The 18,428-nt window shown below is 70.8% G+C and carries 16 protein-coding genes and 1 riboswitch; of the genes, 5 read left to right on the forward strand and 11 right to left on the reverse strand.

Annotation, left to right across the window (positions count from 1 at the left end; genetic code table 11):
* Positions 1-91 precede the first annotated feature (91 nt).
* Positions 92-1,261 carry a cysteine desulfurase family protein gene (locus AB0E02_RS21560; RefSeq protein ID WP_362141674.1) on the reverse strand — a complete coding sequence of 390 codons (1,170 nt, stop codon included), beginning with the start codon at positions 1,259-1,261 and terminating at the stop codon, positions 92-94.
* Positions 1,262-1,379: 118 nt separating this feature from the next.
* Here AB0E02_RS21560 and AB0E02_RS21565 point away from each other — a divergent pair, with 118 nt between their 5' ends.
* Positions 1,380-2,258, forward strand: a complete 879-nt coding sequence (locus AB0E02_RS21565) for an alpha/beta fold hydrolase (protein WP_362141676.1) — start codon at positions 1,380-1,382, stop codon at positions 2,256-2,258.
* Positions 2,259-2,547: 289 nt separating this feature from the next.
* Here the strand turns inward: AB0E02_RS21565 and AB0E02_RS21570 are convergent, their stop codons facing one another.
* Positions 2,548-3,396 (reverse strand): thioesterase family protein, encoded by an 849-nt coding sequence (locus AB0E02_RS21570; protein WP_362141678.1) that lies wholly within the window; start codon positions 3,394-3,396, stop codon positions 2,548-2,550.
* Between the two features lie 94 nt (positions 3,397-3,490).
* Here AB0E02_RS21570 and AB0E02_RS21575 point away from each other — a divergent pair, with 94 nt between their 5' ends.
* Entirely contained in the window at positions 3,491-4,129 is a 639-nt protein-coding gene (locus AB0E02_RS21575; protein ID WP_362141680.1) for a trimeric intracellular cation channel family protein, read from the forward strand.
* Positions 4,130-4,148: 19 nt separating this feature from the next.
* Here AB0E02_RS21575 and AB0E02_RS21580 read toward each other — a convergent pair whose 3' ends face one another.
* The 9 genes from AB0E02_RS21580 to AB0E02_RS21620 all read right to left on the reverse strand — a co-directional run bounded on the left by AB0E02_RS21580 (position 4,149) and on the right by AB0E02_RS21620 (position 14,766).
* Positions 4,149-5,558 (reverse strand): M1 family metallopeptidase, encoded by a 1,410-nt coding sequence (locus AB0E02_RS21580; protein ID WP_362141682.1) that lies wholly within the window; start codon positions 5,556-5,558, stop codon positions 4,149-4,151.
* Between the two features lie 110 nt (positions 5,559-5,668).
* Positions 5,669-6,754, reverse strand: a complete 1,086-nt coding sequence (locus AB0E02_RS21585; RefSeq protein ID WP_362141839.1) for a dipeptide ABC transporter ATP-binding protein — start codon at positions 6,752-6,754, stop codon at positions 5,669-5,671.
* Positions 6,755-6,783: 29 nt separating this feature from the next.
* Entirely contained in the window at positions 6,784-7,884 is a 1,101-nt protein-coding gene (locus AB0E02_RS21590) for an ABC transporter ATP-binding protein (RefSeq protein ID WP_362141684.1), read from the reverse strand.
* Positions 7,881-8,891 (reverse strand): ABC transporter permease, encoded by a 1,011-nt coding sequence (locus AB0E02_RS21595; protein WP_362141685.1) that lies wholly within the window; start codon positions 8,889-8,891, stop codon positions 7,881-7,883. The genes AB0E02_RS21590 and AB0E02_RS21595 overlap by 4 nt, the downstream gene beginning before the upstream one ends.
* A gap of 78 nt (positions 8,892-8,969) precedes the next feature.
* Positions 8,970-10,724 (reverse strand): ABC transporter substrate-binding protein, encoded by a 1,755-nt coding sequence (locus AB0E02_RS21600; RefSeq protein ID WP_362141687.1) that lies wholly within the window; start codon positions 10,722-10,724, stop codon positions 8,970-8,972.
* Between the two features lie 115 nt (positions 10,725-10,839).
* Positions 10,840-11,838 (reverse strand): ABC transporter permease, encoded by a 999-nt coding sequence (locus tag AB0E02_RS21605; RefSeq protein WP_362141689.1) that lies wholly within the window; start codon positions 11,836-11,838, stop codon positions 10,840-10,842.
* 406 nt (positions 11,839-12,244) lie between these two features.
* The gene (locus tag AB0E02_RS21610; protein WP_201811116.1) at positions 12,245-13,042 is read right to left on the reverse strand and encodes an enhanced serine sensitivity protein SseB C-terminal domain-containing protein; all 798 of its coding nucleotides are present in this window, start codon (positions 13,040-13,042) and stop codon (positions 12,245-12,247) included.
* A gap of 120 nt (positions 13,043-13,162) precedes the next feature.
* Positions 13,163-13,966, reverse strand: a complete 804-nt coding sequence (locus AB0E02_RS21615) for an enhanced serine sensitivity protein SseB (protein WP_362141691.1) — start codon at positions 13,964-13,966, stop codon at positions 13,163-13,165.
* Positions 13,967-14,100: 134 nt separating this feature from the next.
* On the reverse strand, positions 14,101-14,766 hold the full coding sequence (locus AB0E02_RS21620) for an AAA family ATPase (RefSeq protein ID WP_362141841.1): 666 nt from the start codon (positions 14,764-14,766) through the stop codon (positions 14,101-14,103).
* Positions 14,767-15,067: 301 nt separating this feature from the next.
* A riboswitch (glycine riboswitch) is annotated at positions 15,068-15,163 on the forward strand.
* 150 nt (positions 15,164-15,313) lie between these two features.
* Here AB0E02_RS21620 and gcvT point away from each other — a divergent pair.
* The 3 genes from gcvT (at position 15,314) to glyA (ending at position 18,267) form a co-directional block, all read left to right on the forward strand.
* Positions 15,314-16,441, forward strand: a complete 1,128-nt coding sequence (gene gcvT / locus AB0E02_RS21625) for a glycine cleavage system aminomethyltransferase GcvT (protein ID WP_362141693.1) — start codon at positions 15,314-15,316, stop codon at positions 16,439-16,441.
* Positions 16,442-16,571: 130 nt separating this feature from the next.
* Positions 16,572-16,949 carry a glycine cleavage system protein GcvH gene (gcvH, locus tag AB0E02_RS21630; protein WP_030412406.1) on the forward strand — a complete coding sequence of 126 codons (378 nt, stop codon included), beginning with the start codon at positions 16,572-16,574 and terminating at the stop codon, positions 16,947-16,949.
* A gap of 55 nt (positions 16,950-17,004) precedes the next feature.
* Positions 17,005-18,267: a serine hydroxymethyltransferase gene (gene glyA, locus AB0E02_RS21635; RefSeq protein WP_362141695.1), complete on the forward strand. Its 1,263-nt coding sequence runs from the start codon at positions 17,005-17,007 to the stop codon at positions 18,265-18,267.
* Positions 18,268-18,428 lie beyond the last annotated feature (161 nt).

Raw genomic sequence — 18,428 nt, forward strand, 5'->3', positions numbered from 1 at the left:
GCCACTCGCTACGACAAGACCACCGAGTCCTACCAGGCCGCCGTCACCCTCGCCTCGCTCCTGATGTGGGCGTGACATTTGAAGACATCTCCTAGCTCAGCCCCGCGCTCCGGGCGCGTTCGACCACCGGGCCGATGGCCTGGGCCAGCGCCGTCACGTCCTCGCTCGTGGAGGTGTGCCCCAGGGAGAAGCGCAGCGTGCCGCGCGCCAGGTCGGCGGACATGCCCGTGGCCAGCAGGACGTGGCTGGGCTGGGCGACGCCGGCGGTGCAGGCGGAGCCGGTGGAGCAGGCGATGCCCTGGGCGTCCAGGAGGAGCAGCAGGGAGTCGCCCTCGCAGCCGGGGAAGGAGAAGTGCGCGTTGGCGGGCAGCCGGCCGGCCGGGTCCGGGTCGCCGCCGAGGACGGCGTCCGGGGCGGCCGCCCGCACCGCCTTGATCAGGTCGTCGCGCAGCGCGCCGATGTCCCGGGCGAAGTCCGCGCGGTGCGCCACGGCGTGCCGGCCGGCGGCGGCGAAGGCCGCGATGGCGGGGGTGTCGAGGGTGCCGGAGCGGACGTGCCGCTCCTGGCCGCCACCGTGCAGCACCGGCACCGGGGCGTACTCGCGGCCCAGCAGCAGAGCGCCGATGCCGTACGGGCCGCCGATCTTGTGCCCGGAGACCGTCATCGCGGCGAGCCCGGAGGCGGCGAAGTCGACCTCCAGCTGGCCCACCGCCTGCACCGCGTCGGCGTGCAGCGGGATCTCGAACTCCCTTGCCACCTCCGCGAGTTCACGGACCGGCTGGATGGTGCCGATCTCGTTGTTGGCCCACATGACGGTGGCCAGCGCGACATCGGCGGGGTTGCGGACGATCGCCTCGCGCAGCGCCTCGGCGTGCACCCGGCCGTAGGAGTCGACCGGCAGCCACTCGACGCGGGCGCCTTCCTGCTCGGCGAGCCATTCCACGGCGTCGAGGACGGCGTGGTGCTCCACCGGGCTGGCGAGCACCCGGTCGCGGGCCGGGTCGGCCGCCCGGCGCGCCCAGTACAGGCCCTTGACCGCGAGGTTGTCGGCCTCGGTGCCGCCCGCCGTGAAGACGATCTCACTCGGACGTGCGCCGAGCGAGGCGGCGAGGGATTCCCGCGCCTCCTCAACGGTGCGGCGGGCCCGCCGGCCGTCGGCGTGCAGCGAGGACGCATTCCCCGTGACGGTCAGCTGGGCGGTCATCGCCTGCACCGCCTCCGGGAGCATCGGGGTGGTGGCGGCGTGGTCGAGGTAAACCATGGTGCCCCGATTCTACGAGGCACCCCCGGGGCGCACGCCCGGCGCGGGGGCGCATGCCCTTCCGCGGAGCTCGCACCTGCCCTCGACACCGCTGTAAGGAGTGAATACCCTTACGGTCATGACAGAGTGGCTGCTGGATCGCACGTTCCGCACGGCGTCGGGGGACGAGGTGCGGTGGGCCGCCCTCGGGGAGTGGTCGGACGGCGCGCCGCCGGTGGTGCTGCTGCACGGCACGCCGTTCTCGTCGTACGTCTGGCGGGGGATCGCGCGGGCGCTCGCCGCGCACCACCGGGTGTTCGTCTGGGACATGCCCGGCTACGGCGCCTCCGCGCAGCGGGACGGCCAGGACGTCTCGCTCGCCGCGCAGGCCCGGGTGTTCGGCGAGCTGCTGGCGCACTGGGAGCTGGACCGGGAGGCGTCCCGGCCGGCCGTGGTCGCCCATGACTTCGGCGGCTGCGTCGCCCTGCGGGCCCATCTGCTGCACGGCGCGCGGTACGAACGGCTGGCGCTGGTCGACCCCGTGGCCCTGGCGCCCTGGGGCTCGCCCACCTACCGGCTGCTGGGCGCCCACCCCGGCGTCTTCGGGCAGCTGCCGCCCGAGCTGCACCGGGCGCTGGTGCGGGCCTACGTCTCCTCCGCGAGCCGTCCGGGCCTGCCGTCGGACGTCCTCGACCGGCTGGTGGAGCCGTGGTGCACGGACGCGGGCCAACCGGCGTTCTACCGGCAGATCCAGCAGAACGACCAGCGGTTCACCGACGAGATCCAGGGCCGTTACGGCGAACTCGACCTGCCGACGCTGATCTGCTGGGGCGCCGAGGACACCTGGATCCCGGCCGGGAAGGGCCACGAGCTGGCGGCCCGCATCCCCGGTGCCCGGCTGCACCTCATCGAGGGCGCGGGCCACCTCGTCCAGGAGGACGCACCCGCCGAACTCACCGCGGCGCTGGCGGACTTCCTGCGTCCGGGCGGCCCGGCCACGGCGCGAGACGGCGGCTGAGGTCACGGACCGCACCGGCCGCGTCGGCCGCACCGGCCCCCCGCTCCCCCGGCACCGCGGCGGACACCGCCGACTCCAGCTCGGCCCGCAGCCGGCCGAGCTCGGCCCGCCGCACCCGGCTCGTCCGCTCGAAGTCCGCGATGAGGCCGGTGAGTTCCGGGGCCGCACCGCCCCCGCGCGCACTTTTGCGTCACTCTCCGACCTCTCGTACCGGTGGCCACCTGCGGAAAGTCGCTTCCGGAGAGGGCGGCGCGGTATCTCGCGGGCGCGGCCGCGCCGACGTGGCGGATCAGCCCACTCCGAGGGCCCGCGCCAGTTGGCGTGATTGCGCCACCAGCCGGTCCTCCGCGTCCCACACTTCCGCGTCCTCCTCAAGGAACCCGCCGGCCAGATTGCGGGTGGTGATGGCGACCCGCAGCGGCCCGGGGGCCGGGCGGTGCCGGACGTGGACGGTGAGTTCGACGGTGGGGACCCAGCCGGACAGCCCCATCTCGAACGCGGTGGGCGGCAGCGCGTCGACGGTCAGCAGGAGGGACAGCGGGTCGGGGTCCCGGCCGTCGGCGAGCCCGAACCAGGCGCGCATCTCGCCCCGGCCGGACGGTGCGCCGACCGCCCAGCCCGCGGTCGCCGGGTCCAGCCGGAGGTCGAGCCGCTCGGCGATGGCGGTGCTGCCGGGGATGGCCGGGGCCCCGCCGGGGGCACTGTCGGTGCCCAGGCAGTGCTCGTACGGCGGGATGGCGGGCGGCTTGGCCGTCGTGCGGACGTCGTCGGGCAGCGCGCCGAGGTCGCCGTACGCGGCGAGCACCCGCAGCCGCTCGACCTCGCTGCCGTCCTCCTCGAACTGGACGAGGGTCGCGGTCCCGGTCGACATGGTGCGGCCGGTGCGCACCACGTCGGTGCGGATGACGGCCGGGCCGGGAACGGAGGCGGTGAGGTAGTGCGCGGTGACCGACAGCGGGTCGGGGTGCGGCAGGGCGTCGCCGAGGGCGCGGCCCATGAGGGCGAGGAGGTAGCCGCCGTTGACCGCCTGGATGATCGTCCAGCCCGCGGAAAGCTGGGCTTCGTAGATGCCGGTTGCGCGGCGGGTGACCGCGGTGTCGCGGTCGAACTCACTGTTGCCTGAGGTGACCAGAGCCATGGCGGCACGGTACACGGATAAATTACCGACCGGTAGGGTCGGCTTTCCCGGACGCAAGCGGAGAGCGCCGTTCCGGCCCTGCCATGATGACGCCATGCTTCACGTCCTCTACCTGGCCGGCGTCGCGGCCTTCGCGGCGAGCGGGGTGCTGGCCGCCTACCGCGCCAACATGGACCCCTTCGGCGGCCTGGTGCTGGCCTTCGCCGCGTCCATCTCCGGCGGCACGATGCGCGACCTCATCCTCGACCGGCGGCCGCTGTACTGGACGCACGACTGGGTGCTGCTCACCGTGATCATCTGCGTCGGCGTCGGCACCATCGTCTATCTGCGGTTCTGGTCACTGCCCCGGAAATCGCTGCTGGTGGTCGACGCGGTCGGCCTGTCCGTGGTCACCGTGATCGGCGCCCGGGCCGCCATCGCGGCGGGCGCCACCCCGCTCGCCGTGATCATCCTGGCGGTGCTCACCGGCGTCGCCGGCGAGGTCATCCGCGACGTGCTGTGCGGCGAGTTCCCCCCGCTGCTGCTGCGCGAGGACGTCTACGCCATCGCCGCCCTGGCCGGGGCCGGCTGCCTGCTGCTGCTGCACCACCTCGGCGCCCGGCCCACCCCCGCCGCGGCGATCTCGGCGGGGGTGGTGTTCGCCCTGCGCATGGGCGCGGTCTACCTGGGGCTGCACCTGCCGCGCCCCCAGCACCTGCGCCCCCGGCCGGGCCGCCGGCCGGACGCCGACTGACCCGCCCGGTACCGGCGGCCTACTTGGCGGACAGCGCCGGCTTGCTCTCCGTGTACAGCCAGGTGTCGAAGAAGTCCCCCAGCTTCTGCCCGGAGACCTTCTCGGCCAGCGCGACGAACTGGGCGGTCTCCGCGTTGCCGTAGCGGTGGGCCGCGGTCCAGGCCGGCAGCAGCTTGAAGAACGCCGTGTCACCGATGCGCTCGCGGAGCGCCTGGAGAGTCATCGCACCCCGCGTGTAGACCGCGCCGGAGAACATCGTGTCGCGCTGCGGGTCGGCGATCTTCTGCTTCCAGAAGCCGTCGTCGGCGGGGATCGCGTCGTACGCCTTGCGGAAGGAATCGTGCGCGCTGACCGTGCCGCGGTGCTCGTTCCACAGCCACTGCGCGTAGCTGGCGAAGCCCTCGTTGAGCCAGATGTCCTTCCACTGCCGGACCGACACCGAGTCGCCGAACCACTGGTGGGCCAGCTCGTGGACGATCGTGGACTCGCTGCGCACCGCCGAGTAGACCGGCTTGGACTGCACCTCCAGCGAGAAGCCGGCCTGCGGCATGTCGTCGACGATCGCGCCGGTCTCCTCGAACGGGTACTTCCCGAAGACCTTCGACCAGTAGTCGGTGGCCTCCGAGGTGATGCCGTACACGTCCACCTTGCCGGTCGGCAGGGTCGGGTCGGTGGCCACGTAGACCGGGATGCCGCCGGGGGTGGTGCCGGTACGGACGTCGAACTTCCCGATGGTGGCGGTGGCGAGGTAGGTCGCCATCGGGCGGGACTCGCGCCAGTGGGCGTACGCGCGGCCGTGCGCCTCCCCGGAGGCGATCAGCCGGCCGTTGGAGACCCCGGTCAGGCCCTTGGGGGCGTCGATGCGGATGTCGTACGTCGCCTTGTCGCTCGGGTGGTCGCTGGAGGGGAACCACGTCGAGGCCGCGTTCGGCTCGCAGGCGACGAACACCCCGTCCTTGGTCTTCATCCAGCCGTAGTCCGAGCCGAACACGATCGGGCCGCTCAGCGGCTTGGGGACGCCGTGGTAGGCGACGGTGACGGTGAACTTCCCGCCGCGGCGCAGCGGGAAGGACGGGTGGACGGTTATCTCGTCGCCGGATCTCGCGAAGTGCGCCCGCCGGCCGTTCACCCGCACCGAGTCGACGGTCAGCTTCTGCAGGTCGAGGTCGAAGGCGGAGAGGCTCTGGGTGGCCCGGGCGGTGAGCGTGGTGCGGCCGTCGAGCCGGCCGCTGTCGGGGTGGTAGCTGACGCCGAGGTCGTAGTGCAGGGCGTCGAAACCGCCGTTGCCCAGTTCGGGGAAGTACGGGTCGCCGGCGCCGGGTGCGCCGGGGGTCGCCGCGGGAGCGGCGGCGATGGTGGCGGCCGAGGCCACCGCGGTGGCCAGGGCCAGCCAGCGGGAGGTGCGGCGCGCGGAGCGGGAGAGTGCCATGAGCCATCCCTTCGGACACACGGATGAAGGCCGATCGAAGATCGAACAACCGTGCTGACTCTGCACCCTCCCGCCGCGTTCCACCCGCGACTTTGCCAAGTCGTCAGGTGTTACTGATCACTTGATGCCTTACCGGCCGGCCCGCCGGCCGCCGCGGGCGGCGCGTTCTCCGCGTTCTCCGGGTGGTGGCAGGCCACTTGGTGCCCGGTCCGCAGCGCGACCAGCGGCGGCTCAGTGGTGGCGCACACCTCGGTCGCCTTCCAGCAGCGAGTCCGGAACCGGCAGCCGGAGGGCGGGTTGATCGGCGAGGGCACATCGCCCTTGAGCAGGATCCGGTCCCGCTGGGTGCGCCGCTTGGGGTCGGGCACCGGCACCGCGGACAGCAGCGCCTTGGTGTACGGGTGCATCGGCGTCTCGTAGAGCGAGGTGCGGTCGGCCAGCTCCACGATCTTGCCGAGGTACATCACCGCGATCCGGTCCGAGACGTGCCGGATGACCGAGAGGTCGTGGGCGATGATGACGTAGGTCAGGCCCAGCTCCTCCTGGAGGTCGTCCATCAGGTTGACGACCTGCGCCTGGATCGACACGTCCAGCGCGGAGACCGGCTCGTCGGCGACCACCAGCTTCGGCTTGAGCGCCAGCGCCCGGGCGATGCCGATGCGCTGCCGCTGCCCGCCGGAGAACTCGTGCGGATAGCGGTTGTAGTGCTCGGGGCTCAGGCCCACCAGCTCCAGCAGCCGCTGCACCTCCTTCTTCACCCCGCCCTCCGGCTCGACGCCCTGGAGACGGAAGGGGGTGGAGACGATGCCGCCGATGGTGTGCCGCGGGTTCAGCGAACCGTACGGGTCCTGGAAGATCATCTGGACGTCGCGGCGCATCGGCCGCAGCCGGCCCGTCGACAGATGGGTGATGTCGGTGCCCTGGAACTCGATCGAGCCGCCGGTGGGCTCATCGAGCCGGGTGATCAGCCGGCCCATCGTCGACTTGCCGCAGCCGGACTCGCCGACGACGCCGAGTGTCTCCCCCGGCCGTACGTCGAAGTCGATGCCGTCGACCGCCTGCACCGCGCCGACCTGCCGCTTGAGCAGGCCCTTGGTGATCGGGAAGTGCCGCACCAGCCCGCGCACCCGCAGCAGCGGCTCGGCGTCGTCCCCGGACCCGGCCGGTGCCGCGTCCGCCGACTTCTGGAGCGGGATCGTGGTGTTCTCGTCGTCAGTCGTCTCGGTCACAGCTTCGGCGCAATCTCTTCGGTCCAGATACGCTTCCGCTCCTCCGGCGCCATGTGGCAGGCGGAGAAGTGCCCGCCGCCCGCCTCGCGCAGCTCGGGGCGGACCGTACGGGTGAGGTTGTCCTTCGGGACGTCCGCGTACGGGCAGCGGGGGTTGAAGGCACAGCCGGACGGGACGTTGATCAGGCTGGGCGGGGAGCCCTTGACCGGGATCAGCCGCTCGGTCTGCTCCCGGTCGATGCGCGGCATGGAGCCGAGCAGCCCCCAGGTGTAGGGGTGCTGGGGCTCGTAGAAGACCTTCTCGGCCGGGCCGCGCTCGACGCACCGGCCGCCGTACATCACCAGCAGGTCGTCGGCGAGCTCGGCGACCACGCCCAGGTCGTGGGTGATGATGATGACCGCCGAGCCGAACTCCTTCTGCAGATCGCGGATCAGGTCCAGGATCTGCGCCTGCACGGTGACGTCCAGGGCGGTGGTCGGCTCGTCCGCGATGAGCAGCTCGGGGTTGTTGACCAGCGCCATCGCGATCATCGCGCGCTGGCGCATACCGCCGGAGAACTGGTGCGGATGGTCGTCGACCCGCTTGTCGGGCTGCGGGATGCCGACCCGGTCGAGCATCTCGACCGCCCGCTTGCGCGCGGTCTTCTTGTCCACGTCGTGGTGGACGCGGTAGGCCTCCATGATCTGCTTGCCGACCGAGTAGAACGGGTGCAGCGCGGACAGCGGGTCCTGGAAGATCATCGCCATCTCGCGGCCGCGCAGCCGGCGCACCTCGTCCGGGTCGGCGGAGACCAGCTCCTTGCCGTCCAGCCAGATCTCGCCGGACATCCGGACCTTGCTGCGCTGCTGGCGCGAGGCGCGGTGCAGGCCCATGACGGCGAGCGAGGTCACCGACTTGCCGGAGCCGGACTCGCCGACGATGCCGAGCGTCTTGCCCTTCTCCAGGCTGAAGGTCAGCCCGTCGACGGACTTCACCACGCCGTCGTCGGTGGGGAAGTGCACCTTCAGGTCGCGTACGTCGAGGAAGGCGGACGTCTGCGGTGCCGTTTTCTCGGTGGCCGCCGCGGTGGCGGTCCTGTCCTCGGAGGAGTCGGTCACGAGAGCCTCACCCGCGGGTCGACGGCGGCGTACAGAACGTCCACCACCAGGTTGCAAATGACGATGAAGAACGCGGCGAGCAGGGTGACGCCGAGGATGTTCGGCAGGTCGTTGGCGTTGATCGCCTCGACGGCGAAGGCGCCGACTCCCTTGAGCGAGAAGACCTGTTCGGTGATGAGCGCGCCGCCGAGCAGCAGGCCGAGGTCCATGCCGAAGACGGTGATGATCGGGGTGAGCGCGGCGCGCAGACCGTGCCGGACGACCACCTTGCGCTCGTGCAGGCCCTTGGCGCGGGCCGTGCGGATGAAGTCCTCGGCCAGCGTCTCCAGCATGCCGGCCCGGGTGAGCCGGGCGTAGAGCGCGGAGTAGAGGAAGGCCAGGGTGACCCAGGGCAGCACCAGGGTGCGGGCCCACAGGAACGGGTTGTCCAGCAGCGGTACGTAGTCGCTGCGTTCGAAGATCGGCCACTGGTAGGTGAACAGGGCCAGGGCCAGGGCGCCGGTGAAGAACATCGGGAGCGAGACGCCGGCCAGCGCCACGCCCATCGCCGCACGGTCGAAGAACGAACCGGGGCGCAGCGCGGAGAGCACGCCGGTGGCGACGCCGGAGACGACCCACAGCACGGCCGCGCCGGCCGCGAGCGAGAGGGTCACCGGGAGCCGGGACTGGATCTCCGGCCAGACCTCGATGTGCGTCTTGAACGAGTAGCCGAAGCACGGCACGTGGCACTTGGCCGCTTCCGGGCCGAACTTGTAGTCGACGCCGACGAAGATGCCCTTGAGGAAGTCCCAGTACTGCTCGTACACGGGCTTGTCCAGGCCGAGGTTCTTCTTCACCGCGGCGATGTCCGCGGCCGTGGGGGCCTTTCCGATGTACTGCTGGGCAAGCTGGTCGGTGCTCTGCCCGGCCAGTTTCGGCAGCAGGAAGAAGATGCCGAAAGTGACCGCGCTGACGATCAGCAGCAGGATCACTGCGCTGATCAACCTGCGGATGATGTACGAGAACACGGGGATGCGGCGTCGGCGCCGCGGGCCGGCCGGAACCGGCCCGCGGACACCAATGCCTTCACCTGCCTTCCAGGGCTGCTACTTCTTGACGCCGATGTTGAGGTAGTCGTACTGACCGCTGAAGGCCGAGGTGGACACCAGGTTGGTGGCCTTCGGCGAGCGGTACATCAGGACCTTGAAGTAGGTGAGCGGGACCAGCGCCGCCTGCTCCATCGTCTTCTTGTCGATCTCGGCGTACGCCTTCTCGCGGGCCGCCTTGTCGGTGTTGGCGATGGCCGTCTCGAGCAGCTTGTTGATCTCCGGGTCGTCCAGCTCGGACAGGTTGGTGTTGCCGGACTTGCTGATCGCCTTGCCGTTCAGGATCTGCTGCAGGTAGCCGTAGCCGGTGGGGAAGTCCGAGCCCCACTGCATCATGATCAGGCCGACGTTGTTCTTCTTGTTGAACTCCGGCACACCGGCGTAGTCCGAGAAGTACTTGCTCGTCGGGTACGACTGGATCTTGGCGGTGACGCCGATCTTCTTGAGCGACTCGATGACCGAGGTGGCCGCGTCGACCTCGTCCTGGCGGTCGTTGCGGGCCAGGATCGTGGTCGTGGCCTTGCCGGCGCCGCACTTGTCCCAGTGCTTCTTGGCCTCGGCCAGGTCGAGCTTGTCGCCGTCGTACTTCTGCGGGTACAGGTCGTACTTCTGGTAGCCGGCGATGTCGGTCGGCAGGACCGTGGAGGCCAGCTCACCGCGGATCGGGCCGCCGAGCGCGGTCTGCACGGCCTTCTTGTCGATCGCGTACTCGACCGCCTTGCGGCATTCGAGGTTGTCGAACGGCTTCACCTTGGTGTTGATCGCCGTGTAGACGAGGCGCTGGCCGAGCGCGTTGTCGGTGTTGGCCTTCTCGTCGGCGTTGGTCAGCAGCTGGGCCTGCGTCTGGCCGTCCACACCGCGGCCGGCCAGGTCGACCAGGGTGTTGCCGGACTGGAGGTCCTTGTCGATCGTCGACTGGGCGACCTTCAGGTTCAGCACGATCTTGTCCGGGAGCTGCTTGCGCAGCGGGTCGGTCTTCGCCGACCACTGCGGGTTGCGGACCAGGGTGAGCTGCTTGCCCTCCTGGTAGCTCTGGAACTTGTACGAGCCGGTGGACAGCACGGACTTCTGGTAGTCCGAGCCCTTGTCCTTGGCCTGCGGGACCGGCGCGGTCTGCGGGGCGCTGACCAGGTAGTCGAACTCGGCGAACGGCTTCTTGAGGTGGAAGACGATCGTCTGGTCGTCGGGGGTCTCGATGGACTTCAGACCGGCCTTGCTCTTGTCCTTGTACGGACCCTTGTAGCCGCCGCCGTCGTTGTCCTTGAGCAACTGCTGGAAGTAGTTCGGGCCGAGCGAGAGCACGTCACGCGCGAAGTTGGAGCGCTCCACGGCGTACTTGACGTCCTGCGAGGTGACGGTGGAACCGTCCTCGTACTTGATGCCCTTGCGGAGCTTGTACGTCCAGGTCTTGCCGCCGTCGCTGGGCTTGCCCATGGACTCGGCGAGGTCCGGGACCAGCTGGTTGCCCTTGGTGCCGGGGCCCGGCTTGAAGGTGGTGAGCGGGCGCGCGTAGAGCCGGCTGAAGTTGTAGATGAAGGCGTAGTAGGTGTTGCCCGGGTCGAACGACTCGGGGGCGTCGCTCATGGCGTAGGTGACTGTGCCGCCCTTGGCGTCCGAGGCGTTGACGACGCCCTTGGTGGCCGCGTTCGCCTCGCCGGAGCCTTCCGAGGAGCCCTTGCCCCCGCTGCAGCCGGCCAGCAAAAGGCCCGCACTGGTGATGGCCGCTATGGTCGCGACCGGAACTGACCTTCGCATGGTGGTCGGTGTCCCCTTCGTTCGGTCTTCGTACGGTCTTCGATCGGTCTTCGTTCGTCGAGAAACGTCACAACACAAAGCGCGGTGGCGGCTGGGGCGGACGCCCGCGGTGCCGTCAGCGGCTGCGCGGGTCCAGCGCGTCCCGCAGACCGTCACCGAGCAGGTTGAAAGCGAGCACGGTGACGAAGATCGCGAGGCCGGGGACGATCATGTACTGGGGGTCGACCTCGTAGTACTTGACCGCCTGGTTGAGCATGCCGCCCCAGGAGGCCTGGGGCGGCTGGATGCCGACGCCCAGGAAGCTCAGCGCGGCCTCGAAGAGGATGTTGGAGGGGATCAGCAGCGTCGAGTAGACGATGATGGGGCCCACCAGGTTGGGCAGCAGCTCCCGGAAGAGGATGAACGGTCCGCGCGCGCCCATGCCCCGGGCGGCGTCCACGAATTCCCGCTCGCGCAGTGACAGCGTCTGCGCGCGCACGATCCGTCCCATGTACGGCCAGTTGAAGAAGCCGATCACGAAGATCAGCACCGAGATGTGCAGCGGCAGGCCGTCCAGGCCGAAGGCGCCGCCCTGCAGCGAGGCGGAGATCGCGATGGCGAACAGCAGCAGCGGGAACGCCAGGAAGACGTCCATCATGCGGCTGATGAAGGCGTCCACCCGCCCGCGGTAGAAACCGGCGATCACGCCGAGCACGGTGCCGATGGCGACCGACAGCAGCGTGGCGCCGAACGCCACGATCAGCGACACCCAGGAGCCCTCCAGCACCCGGGCGAGCAGATCGCGGCCGAACTTGGGGTCCACGCCGAGCAGGTGGTCCCCGCTCATCCCGCCGAAGTCCCCCTTGGGCAGCGTGGTGTTGGGGTCGATCAGCGACTCGTTGGGCGCGTTGGGGTCCAGCCCCAGCAGGGCCTGCAGCGGACGGGAGAGCGCCGCGACGGCGATCAGCAGGATGACAACGATGGCACCGGCCACCGCGACCTTGTCCCGCCGGAAGCGCAGCCATGCGATCTGGCCGAGCGAGCGCCCTTCGATGCGCTTGCTCGACACGCCCTCCAGCACCGCTTCCGGCTGCGCCTCGGCAGCCGCCCCGGTGGTCTCGATCGGTGCGGTCACGGTGCCTTTGACCCCTCTCGGCCGACGGTGGCCGGCCCCTGCCCGCCGCGGTAGCGGCCTGGTTCACGTCAATTGGTGCACTGCGGAGCAAGTCCGGTGATCCTCGCGGGAGTTCACCTTGCGGAAGGAAGTGGTTCACACGACGCCGACCGGAATGTCGCTCGCACATAGGACCGAGGCCCTTGTTGGTTCCGGAGTCTTCATCCCCTTCGCGATCAGTCACCAGCCCTGACAGGGAAAGGATGCGCAACTGTGATGTGCTCCACGGCTTTCCGTTATACGGACACAAGTTCGGGCTGAGCGGAGCCAGGAGCTGCGGGAGAGCACCTCAACCGCAGGGCACACAGGGCGAATTCAACACAAAACCCCTGCCGGAGCGACACGCTCCGACAGGGGAGACCGGCTGTCAGTAAGGACGCGGGTAGCCGTAGCCGTACGAGGGCGCCGGCGGCTGGGCCGGCTGCTGGGTGTAGCCGTCACGGTCGAAGAACGGCCGCGCGGCGGCCCGCATCCACATGGCGACCGGGTCGTACTCGTCGTTCATCGCGACCGTGGAGACCGGCAATCCGTCCGGAACGGCACCGATCGACTGCTGGATCATCAACCGGGCGGAATCCACCGCCTGCGGGCCGGTGTCGTACAGATCCAGACCGATCGCCAGATACGGGGCGCCGAGCGCGGGCTGCACCCAGGCGCGGCGCAACGACCGTACGGCGGGCGTGCGATGGGCGTTCTGCGCCAGCAGGGCGTAGAACTGCGGGATGTCGATGACCGGTTCGGAGATCCGCAGCGGACCGGCGGGCAGCCGGTCGAGCCCGCCGGCGATCCGGCGCAGGTCGAGCCAGGGGATGCCGACCCCGCCGCCGGGAGCGTGCGGATTCAGCCACAGTCCCCAGCGGTCGGGGAAGAGCGCGGCGGCGATCTCCCGGCCGGTGACGACCTCGTGGTCGCGGTTCCAGCCGGAGGCGGCGAGTTCGGGCGCGGAGGTCACGCAGGGCGCGTAACCGAGGCCGTCGACCTCCATGTTGCCGTACTGCGCGTCGGGCGAACCGGCCCGGCCGTGCCAGAGCAGCATCCAGACCTGGCCCGCGGCGAGTGCGTGCAGCAGGGCTTCGTAGGCGTCGTAACGGCCGGGCGAGACCTGCTGCAGCAGCTGCTCCAGCTGTCCGGCCGCCGCCGGCCCCTGATGCGCACCCGCACTCACGTGGTCCGTCCCCTCTCTCGGCAGGGCACGTGTGGGTGCGCCCGCGCGTCATCCAACCAGCTTAGGGCTTGCCGATGGTCCAGGGCCGGAAGGCCGCGGCCTCCGCAACAGCGGCGAACCCTAGGAGTGCTCGCGCGAGTAGAAGGGCCGTACCCGCTCCAGCATCCAGTCGGCGACCGGGTCGCCCTGGGCGAGGTCGAGCATGACGAGCTGTACGGGCCAGGGCACCGGCACCGCGCCGAGGGCCCGCCCCAGGCCCGCGAGCACCACGTCACGGGCCGATCCGTCGTGCAGCGCCCCGGGGACCGTGGCGACCTGGACACCGACGAACAGTGCGGGCGTGTCGCCTTCCACACTGGCCAGGACACGCCGGGCAGTCAGGACAATTCCGACGCCGGAGAACTCCAGTCCGGCGGCGGCCAGGAAGTCCACCGGCTCGTCCTGCCAGTCCGGTTCGAAGAGCCGCACCCGGCCGCCGCTCGGCACGCCGCCGGTGTCCGGTTCCTGACGGCCCGAGCGGCACAATTCGGCCACCGCGGGCGGCGGCACCGGGACGCCGACCGTCCCGTCCGGATTCACCACGATCCCGATCTTCGGCGGCAGCCCGCGGGCGAACTCCCGGGCCGGCGCGACGGTGAAGGACATGTGCGAGCCGACGACCCGCAGGAACTCCTGCTCGGAGCTGTAGACCGGGACGTAGGCCAGCCCGCCGATGTCAACGGTGGGCAGGTCCAGTCCGGCGGTACCCGGGCCCGCACCCTGCGGACCGCCACCGTTGGGCAGCGGCACCCACACCCGGCTGCGGCCCAGGACCTCGACGATCCGGCCGCCGGCGCCGGGATGCCCGACCGAGGCGGCCAGCACCTCTTCCAATTCGTTCGCCGGCCAGGCCAGCTGCGGTATCCCCTGCTCCGGAAAGTTCATCTGCATCCACCCGCGTTCCACACCGCACTCCGCACTTTCTGGCCCATGACCCTAGACGAGAGAAAGCGGTGGCCGCGCCCACCGGACGGGTCGCGCTACGGCGAGCGGCCGCGCGGGCGAAGGCGCGCCGCCGGTCAGCGGAAGGTGAGGGTTTCCAGGGCGCTCGCCGCGCGGCGGTCCAGCAGCACGGCCGAGGCGAATCCCCGCGGCAACCGGGCCGCCTCCGCGCCGCCGACCAGGTGGGACACCGCCCGGCGGTGCCGGGCGAAGGCGTACCCCGACACCCCGCGGCCGCGCGCCCGCTGGCCGGCCCGGGCCACCTCCGGCGCCACGTCGAGCAGGACGAGATGCAGCCCGCGGCCGCCGCGGCCGGCCGCCCGGGCGATCCAGCGGCGCACCCACGCCAGCGTCCCGCAGTCGTGCACCACCACGCTGCGGCCGGAGCGCAGCGCCCGGCCGAGCGCCAGATAGTGCGCGGCCCGGACCAGCGGGCGGTACAGGCCGTAGGGCAGCCGGTGCAGTCGGCCGCTCTCCCAGCGCTCGCGGACGTCCTGGGAGTCGATCCGGTGCACCTCGGCCCCGCCACCGTCCAGCGGCGGTACGACCCGGTGCATCAGGGTGCTCTTGCCGCTGCCGGGCAGGCCGGAGACGACCACCAGGTCACCGGGCGGGAACCGCAGCTCGGCGGCGGTCCGGGCCCGGCCGTCGCCGCGCAGGTCCACCACCCGCGCCGCGCGCCCCGGCCGGACGACCGGGCGGGCCGGGCGCCGGGCCCGGGGTGCGGCGGCGCGGACCGTCACCGGCTCGGCGGCGCCGACCGCCGCCGGCTCTTCGGGTCCGGCCCCCGAAGTGGCCGCGAGTGCCGCGTCCCTCTGCACCGTGATCACCCTTCCCGTCCGGGTTACGGTCCGGCCCGAGGCCGGTTCCCTACCCGCAGAGTGTCAAGAAAAGGTAATGACCATCAAGGTGATTGTCCGATCCGCCCACGTCGGGGACGGTGCGCCGACCGGGCCTCCTGTATTCGGCGATCCCGTGCAATGATGTGCGCGCCACGTGCACATCTCGGTTCACCCGTGCACCGCCAACTCCATACCGGCCGCTTGAATCCGCGCGGGAGAGTCCCCGGCCGCCACGGCGGGGCGCCGAAGGAGCAAGTCCTCCCTTGAATCTCTCAGGCCCCTATACCGCGCGGGCGAGGCAGATCTGAAAAGCGAGTCCGGCCCGGCCCACGGGGCGGCTCCACCCAAGGTGCAAACCGGGCCCGTTCGCGGGCTCCCGGTGAACCTCTCAGGTTCCGATGACAGATGGGGAGAACGTCTTGTCACCCCTGCCTGGGAGCCCAGAACCATGACTGATGCCCCCCGCCGCACGGCGCTCGATGCCACGCATCGGGCACTCGGTGCGACCATGACCGACTTCGCCGGCTGGGACATGCCACTGCGTTACGGCAGCGAGCGCGACGAACACGTCGCGGTCCGCACCCGCGCCGGCCTCTTCGACCTCTCCCACATGGGCGAGATCACCGTCACCGGCCCGCAGGCCGCCGACCTCCTCGACTTCGCCCTGGTCGGCAACATCGGCGGGGTGAAGACCGGCCGCGCCCGGTACACCATGATCTGCAACGCCGAGGGCGGCATCCTCGACGACCTGATCGTTTACCGTCTGGCCGACCAGGAATACATGGTCGTCGCCAATGCCTCCAACGCCCAGGTCGTGCTGGACGCGCTGACCGCCCGGGGCGGCGGCTTCGACGCCGTGGTCCGCGACGACCGGGACGCCTACGCGCTGCTCGCGGTGCAGGGCCCGGAGTCCCCCGGCATCCTCAAGAAGCTGACGGACGCCGATCTGGACGGGCTGAAGTACTACGCCGGCCTGCCCGGCACGGTCGCCGGCGTCGAGGCGCTGATCGCCCGTACCGGCTACACCGGCGAGGACGGCTTCGAGCTGTTCGTCCGGCCGGCCGACGCGGTCGCCCTCTGGGAGGCGCTGACCGAGGCCGGCAAGGACGTGGGCCTGGTGCCGTGCGGGCTGTCCTGCCGGGACACCCTGCGCCTGGAGGCGGGCATGCCGCTGTACGGGCACGAGCTCACCACCGCCACCAACCCGTTCGACGCGGGCCTGGGCCGGGTCGTGAAGTTCGAGAAGACGACCAACAACGGCGACTTCGTCGGCCGCGCCGCGCTGGAGGTGGCCGCCGAACGCGCCGAGGCCGCCCCGCCGCGCAAGCTGGTCGGACTGATCGCCCAGGGCCGCCGGGTCCCGCGCGCGGGCTACCCGGTCGTCTCCGCCGACGGCACGGTGATCGGCGAGGTCACCTCGGGCGCCCCCTCCCCCACGCTCGGCAAGCCGATCGCCATCGCGTACGTCGACGCGGCATACGCCACACCGGGCACCGAGGGTGTCCACGTGGACATCCGTGGAAGCCATGAGCCGTACGAGGTCATCGCGCTGCCCTTCTACAAGCGGCAGAAGTAACGGTTCGTCCCGGCGGACCGGGCGGCGGCGCGCCACCACGCGTCTCACTGTGCAAGACGCTCCCCCCGGACTTCGTCCCGGGAGGTGCCCCCATTCACGATCACACCCTCGCGTACAGGAGAATCGAGCCATGAGCAACCCCCAGCAGCTGCGCTACAGCAAGGAGCACGAGTGGCTGTCGGCCGCCGAGGAAGGCGTCTCGACGGTCGGCATCACGGAGCACGCGGCGAACGCGCTCGGCGACGTCGTCTACGTGCAGCTCCCTGAGGTCGGCTCCACGGTCACGGCGGGCGAGAGCTGCGGTGAGCTGGAGTCGACCAAGTCGGTCAGCGATCTCTACGCGCCCGTGCACGGCGAGATCGTGGAGATCAACGAGGACGTCGTCAACGACCCCTCGCTGGTGAACTCCGCCCCGTTCGAGGGCGGTTGGCTGTTCAAGGTGAAGATCAGCGACGAGCCCGCCGAGCTGCTGTCGGCCGACGAGTACGCCGCGTTCATCACCGGTTGAGCCACCCCGCCCGTTGGAAGTGCTCTGCGCCCTCTGACCCCTCCAGGAAAGACCCATGTCGCTTCTGAACAGCTCCCTGCACGAGCTCGACCCCGACGTCGCCGCGGCCGTCGACGCCGAGCTGCACCGTCAGCAGTCCACCCTCGAAATGATCGCGTCGGAGAACTTCGCCCCCGTCGCCGTCATGGAGGCCCAGGGCTCCGTCCTCACCAACAAGTACGCCGAGGGTTACCCCGGCCGCCGCTACTACGGCGGCTGCGAGCACGTCGATGTCGTCGAGCAGATCGCCATCGACCGCATCAAGGCCCTCTTCGACGCCCCCTACGCCAACGTCCAGCCCCACTCCGGCGCCCAGGCCAACGCCGCCGCCATGTTCGCCCTCCTCAAGCCGGGCGACACCATCCTGGGTCTCAACCTCGCCCACGGCGGGCACCTGACCCACGGCATGAAGATCAACTTCAGCGGCAAGCTCTACAACGTCGTCCCCTACCACGTCGACGAGAAGACCAACCTGGTCGACATGGACGAGGTCGAGCGCCTGGCCAAGGAGCACCGCCCCAAGCTGATCGTCGCCGGCTGGTCGGCCTACCCCCGCCAGCTCGACTTCGCCGCCTTCCGCCGCATCGCCGACGAGGTCGGCGCGTACCTCATGGTCGACATGGCGCACTTCGCGGGCCTCGTGGCGGCCGGGCTGCACCCCTCCCCGGTGCCGCACGCCCACGTGGTGACCACCACCACCCACAAGACCCTCGGCGGCCCCCGCGGCGGCGTCATCCTCTCCGCCACCCCGGAGATCTCCAAGAAGGTCAACTCCGCGGTCTTCCCCGGCCAGCAGGGCGGCCCCCTGGAACACGTCATCGCGGCCAAGGCGGTCTCCTTCAAGGTCGCCGCGTCCGACGAGTTCAAGGAGCGCCAGCAGCGGACCCTGGAAGGCGCCAAGATCCTCGCCGAGCGCCTGGTCCAGGACGACGTCACCGAGCACGGTGTGTCGGTCCTGTCCGGCGGCACCGACGTCCACCTCGTCCTGGTCGACCTGCGCAACAGCCAGCTCGACGGCCAGCAGGCCGAGGACCGCCTCCACGAGGTCGGCATCACCGTCAACCGCAACGCCATCCCCAACGACCCCCGGCCGCCGATGGTGACCTCGGGTCTGCGGATCGGCACCCCGGCCCTGGCCACCCGCGGCTTCACCGCCGACGACTTCCGCGAGGTCGCCGACATCATCGCCGAGGCCCTCAAGCCGGACTACGACGCCGAGGCCCTCAAGGCCCGGGTCACCGCGCTCGCGGAGAAGTACCCGCTGTACCCGTCGCTGTGACGCGTCTCATGCGGTGATCCTCCGGTCCGCCGGCCTCGGCGGACGCGGGCTCAACGGGCCGTGAGCCCGGGGCCGTTGGTCCCGGGCTCGTGGTCCGCATGCCCGGCTTCCCCTCCTCCTTCGTCGATCTCGCGCGCCCTCACAGCGGAACCGGTGATTCA

It is taken from the genome of Streptomyces sp. NPDC048196 (genome assembly GCF_040652715.1).
GTDB classification, from domain to species: domain Bacteria; phylum Actinomycetota; class Actinomycetes; order Streptomycetales; family Streptomycetaceae; genus Streptomyces; species Streptomyces siderophoricus.

What these genes read in the sequence shown, in the direction of transcription:
- glyA (WP_362141695.1), top strand. Translation starts at nt 17,005, where the DNA reads ATGTCGCTTCTGAACAGCTCCCTGCACGAGCTCGACCCCGACGTCGCC.
- AB0E02_RS21600 (WP_362141687.1), bottom strand. Translation starts at nt 10,724, where the DNA reads ATGCGAAGGTCAGTTCCGGTCGCGACCATAGCGGCCATCACCAGTGCG.
- gcvT (WP_362141693.1), top strand. Translation starts at nt 15,314, where the DNA reads ATGACTGATGCCCCCCGCCGCACGGCGCTCGATGCCACGCATCGGGCA.
- AB0E02_RS21580 (WP_362141682.1), bottom strand. Translation starts at nt 5,558, where the DNA reads ATGGCACTCTCCCGCTCCGCGCGCCGCACCTCCCGCTGGCTGGCCCTG.
- gcvH (WP_030412406.1), top strand. Translation starts at nt 16,572, where the DNA reads ATGAGCAACCCCCAGCAGCTGCGCTACAGCAAGGAGCACGAGTGGCTG.
- AB0E02_RS21575 (WP_362141680.1), top strand. Translation starts at nt 3,491, where the DNA reads ATGCTTCACGTCCTCTACCTGGCCGGCGTCGCGGCCTTCGCGGCGAGC.
- AB0E02_RS21560 (WP_362141674.1), bottom strand. Translation starts at nt 1,261, where the DNA reads ATGGTTTACCTCGACCACGCCGCCACCACCCCGATGCTCCCGGAGGCG.
- AB0E02_RS21565 (WP_362141676.1), top strand. Translation starts at nt 1,380, where the DNA reads ATGACAGAGTGGCTGCTGGATCGCACGTTCCGCACGGCGTCGGGGGAC.
- AB0E02_RS21615 (WP_362141691.1), bottom strand. Translation starts at nt 13,966, where the DNA reads ATGAACTTTCCGGAGCAGGGGATACCGCAGCTGGCCTGGCCGGCGAAC.
- AB0E02_RS21570 (WP_362141678.1), bottom strand. Translation starts at nt 3,396, where the DNA reads ATGGCTCTGGTCACCTCAGGCAACAGTGAGTTCGACCGCGACACCGCG.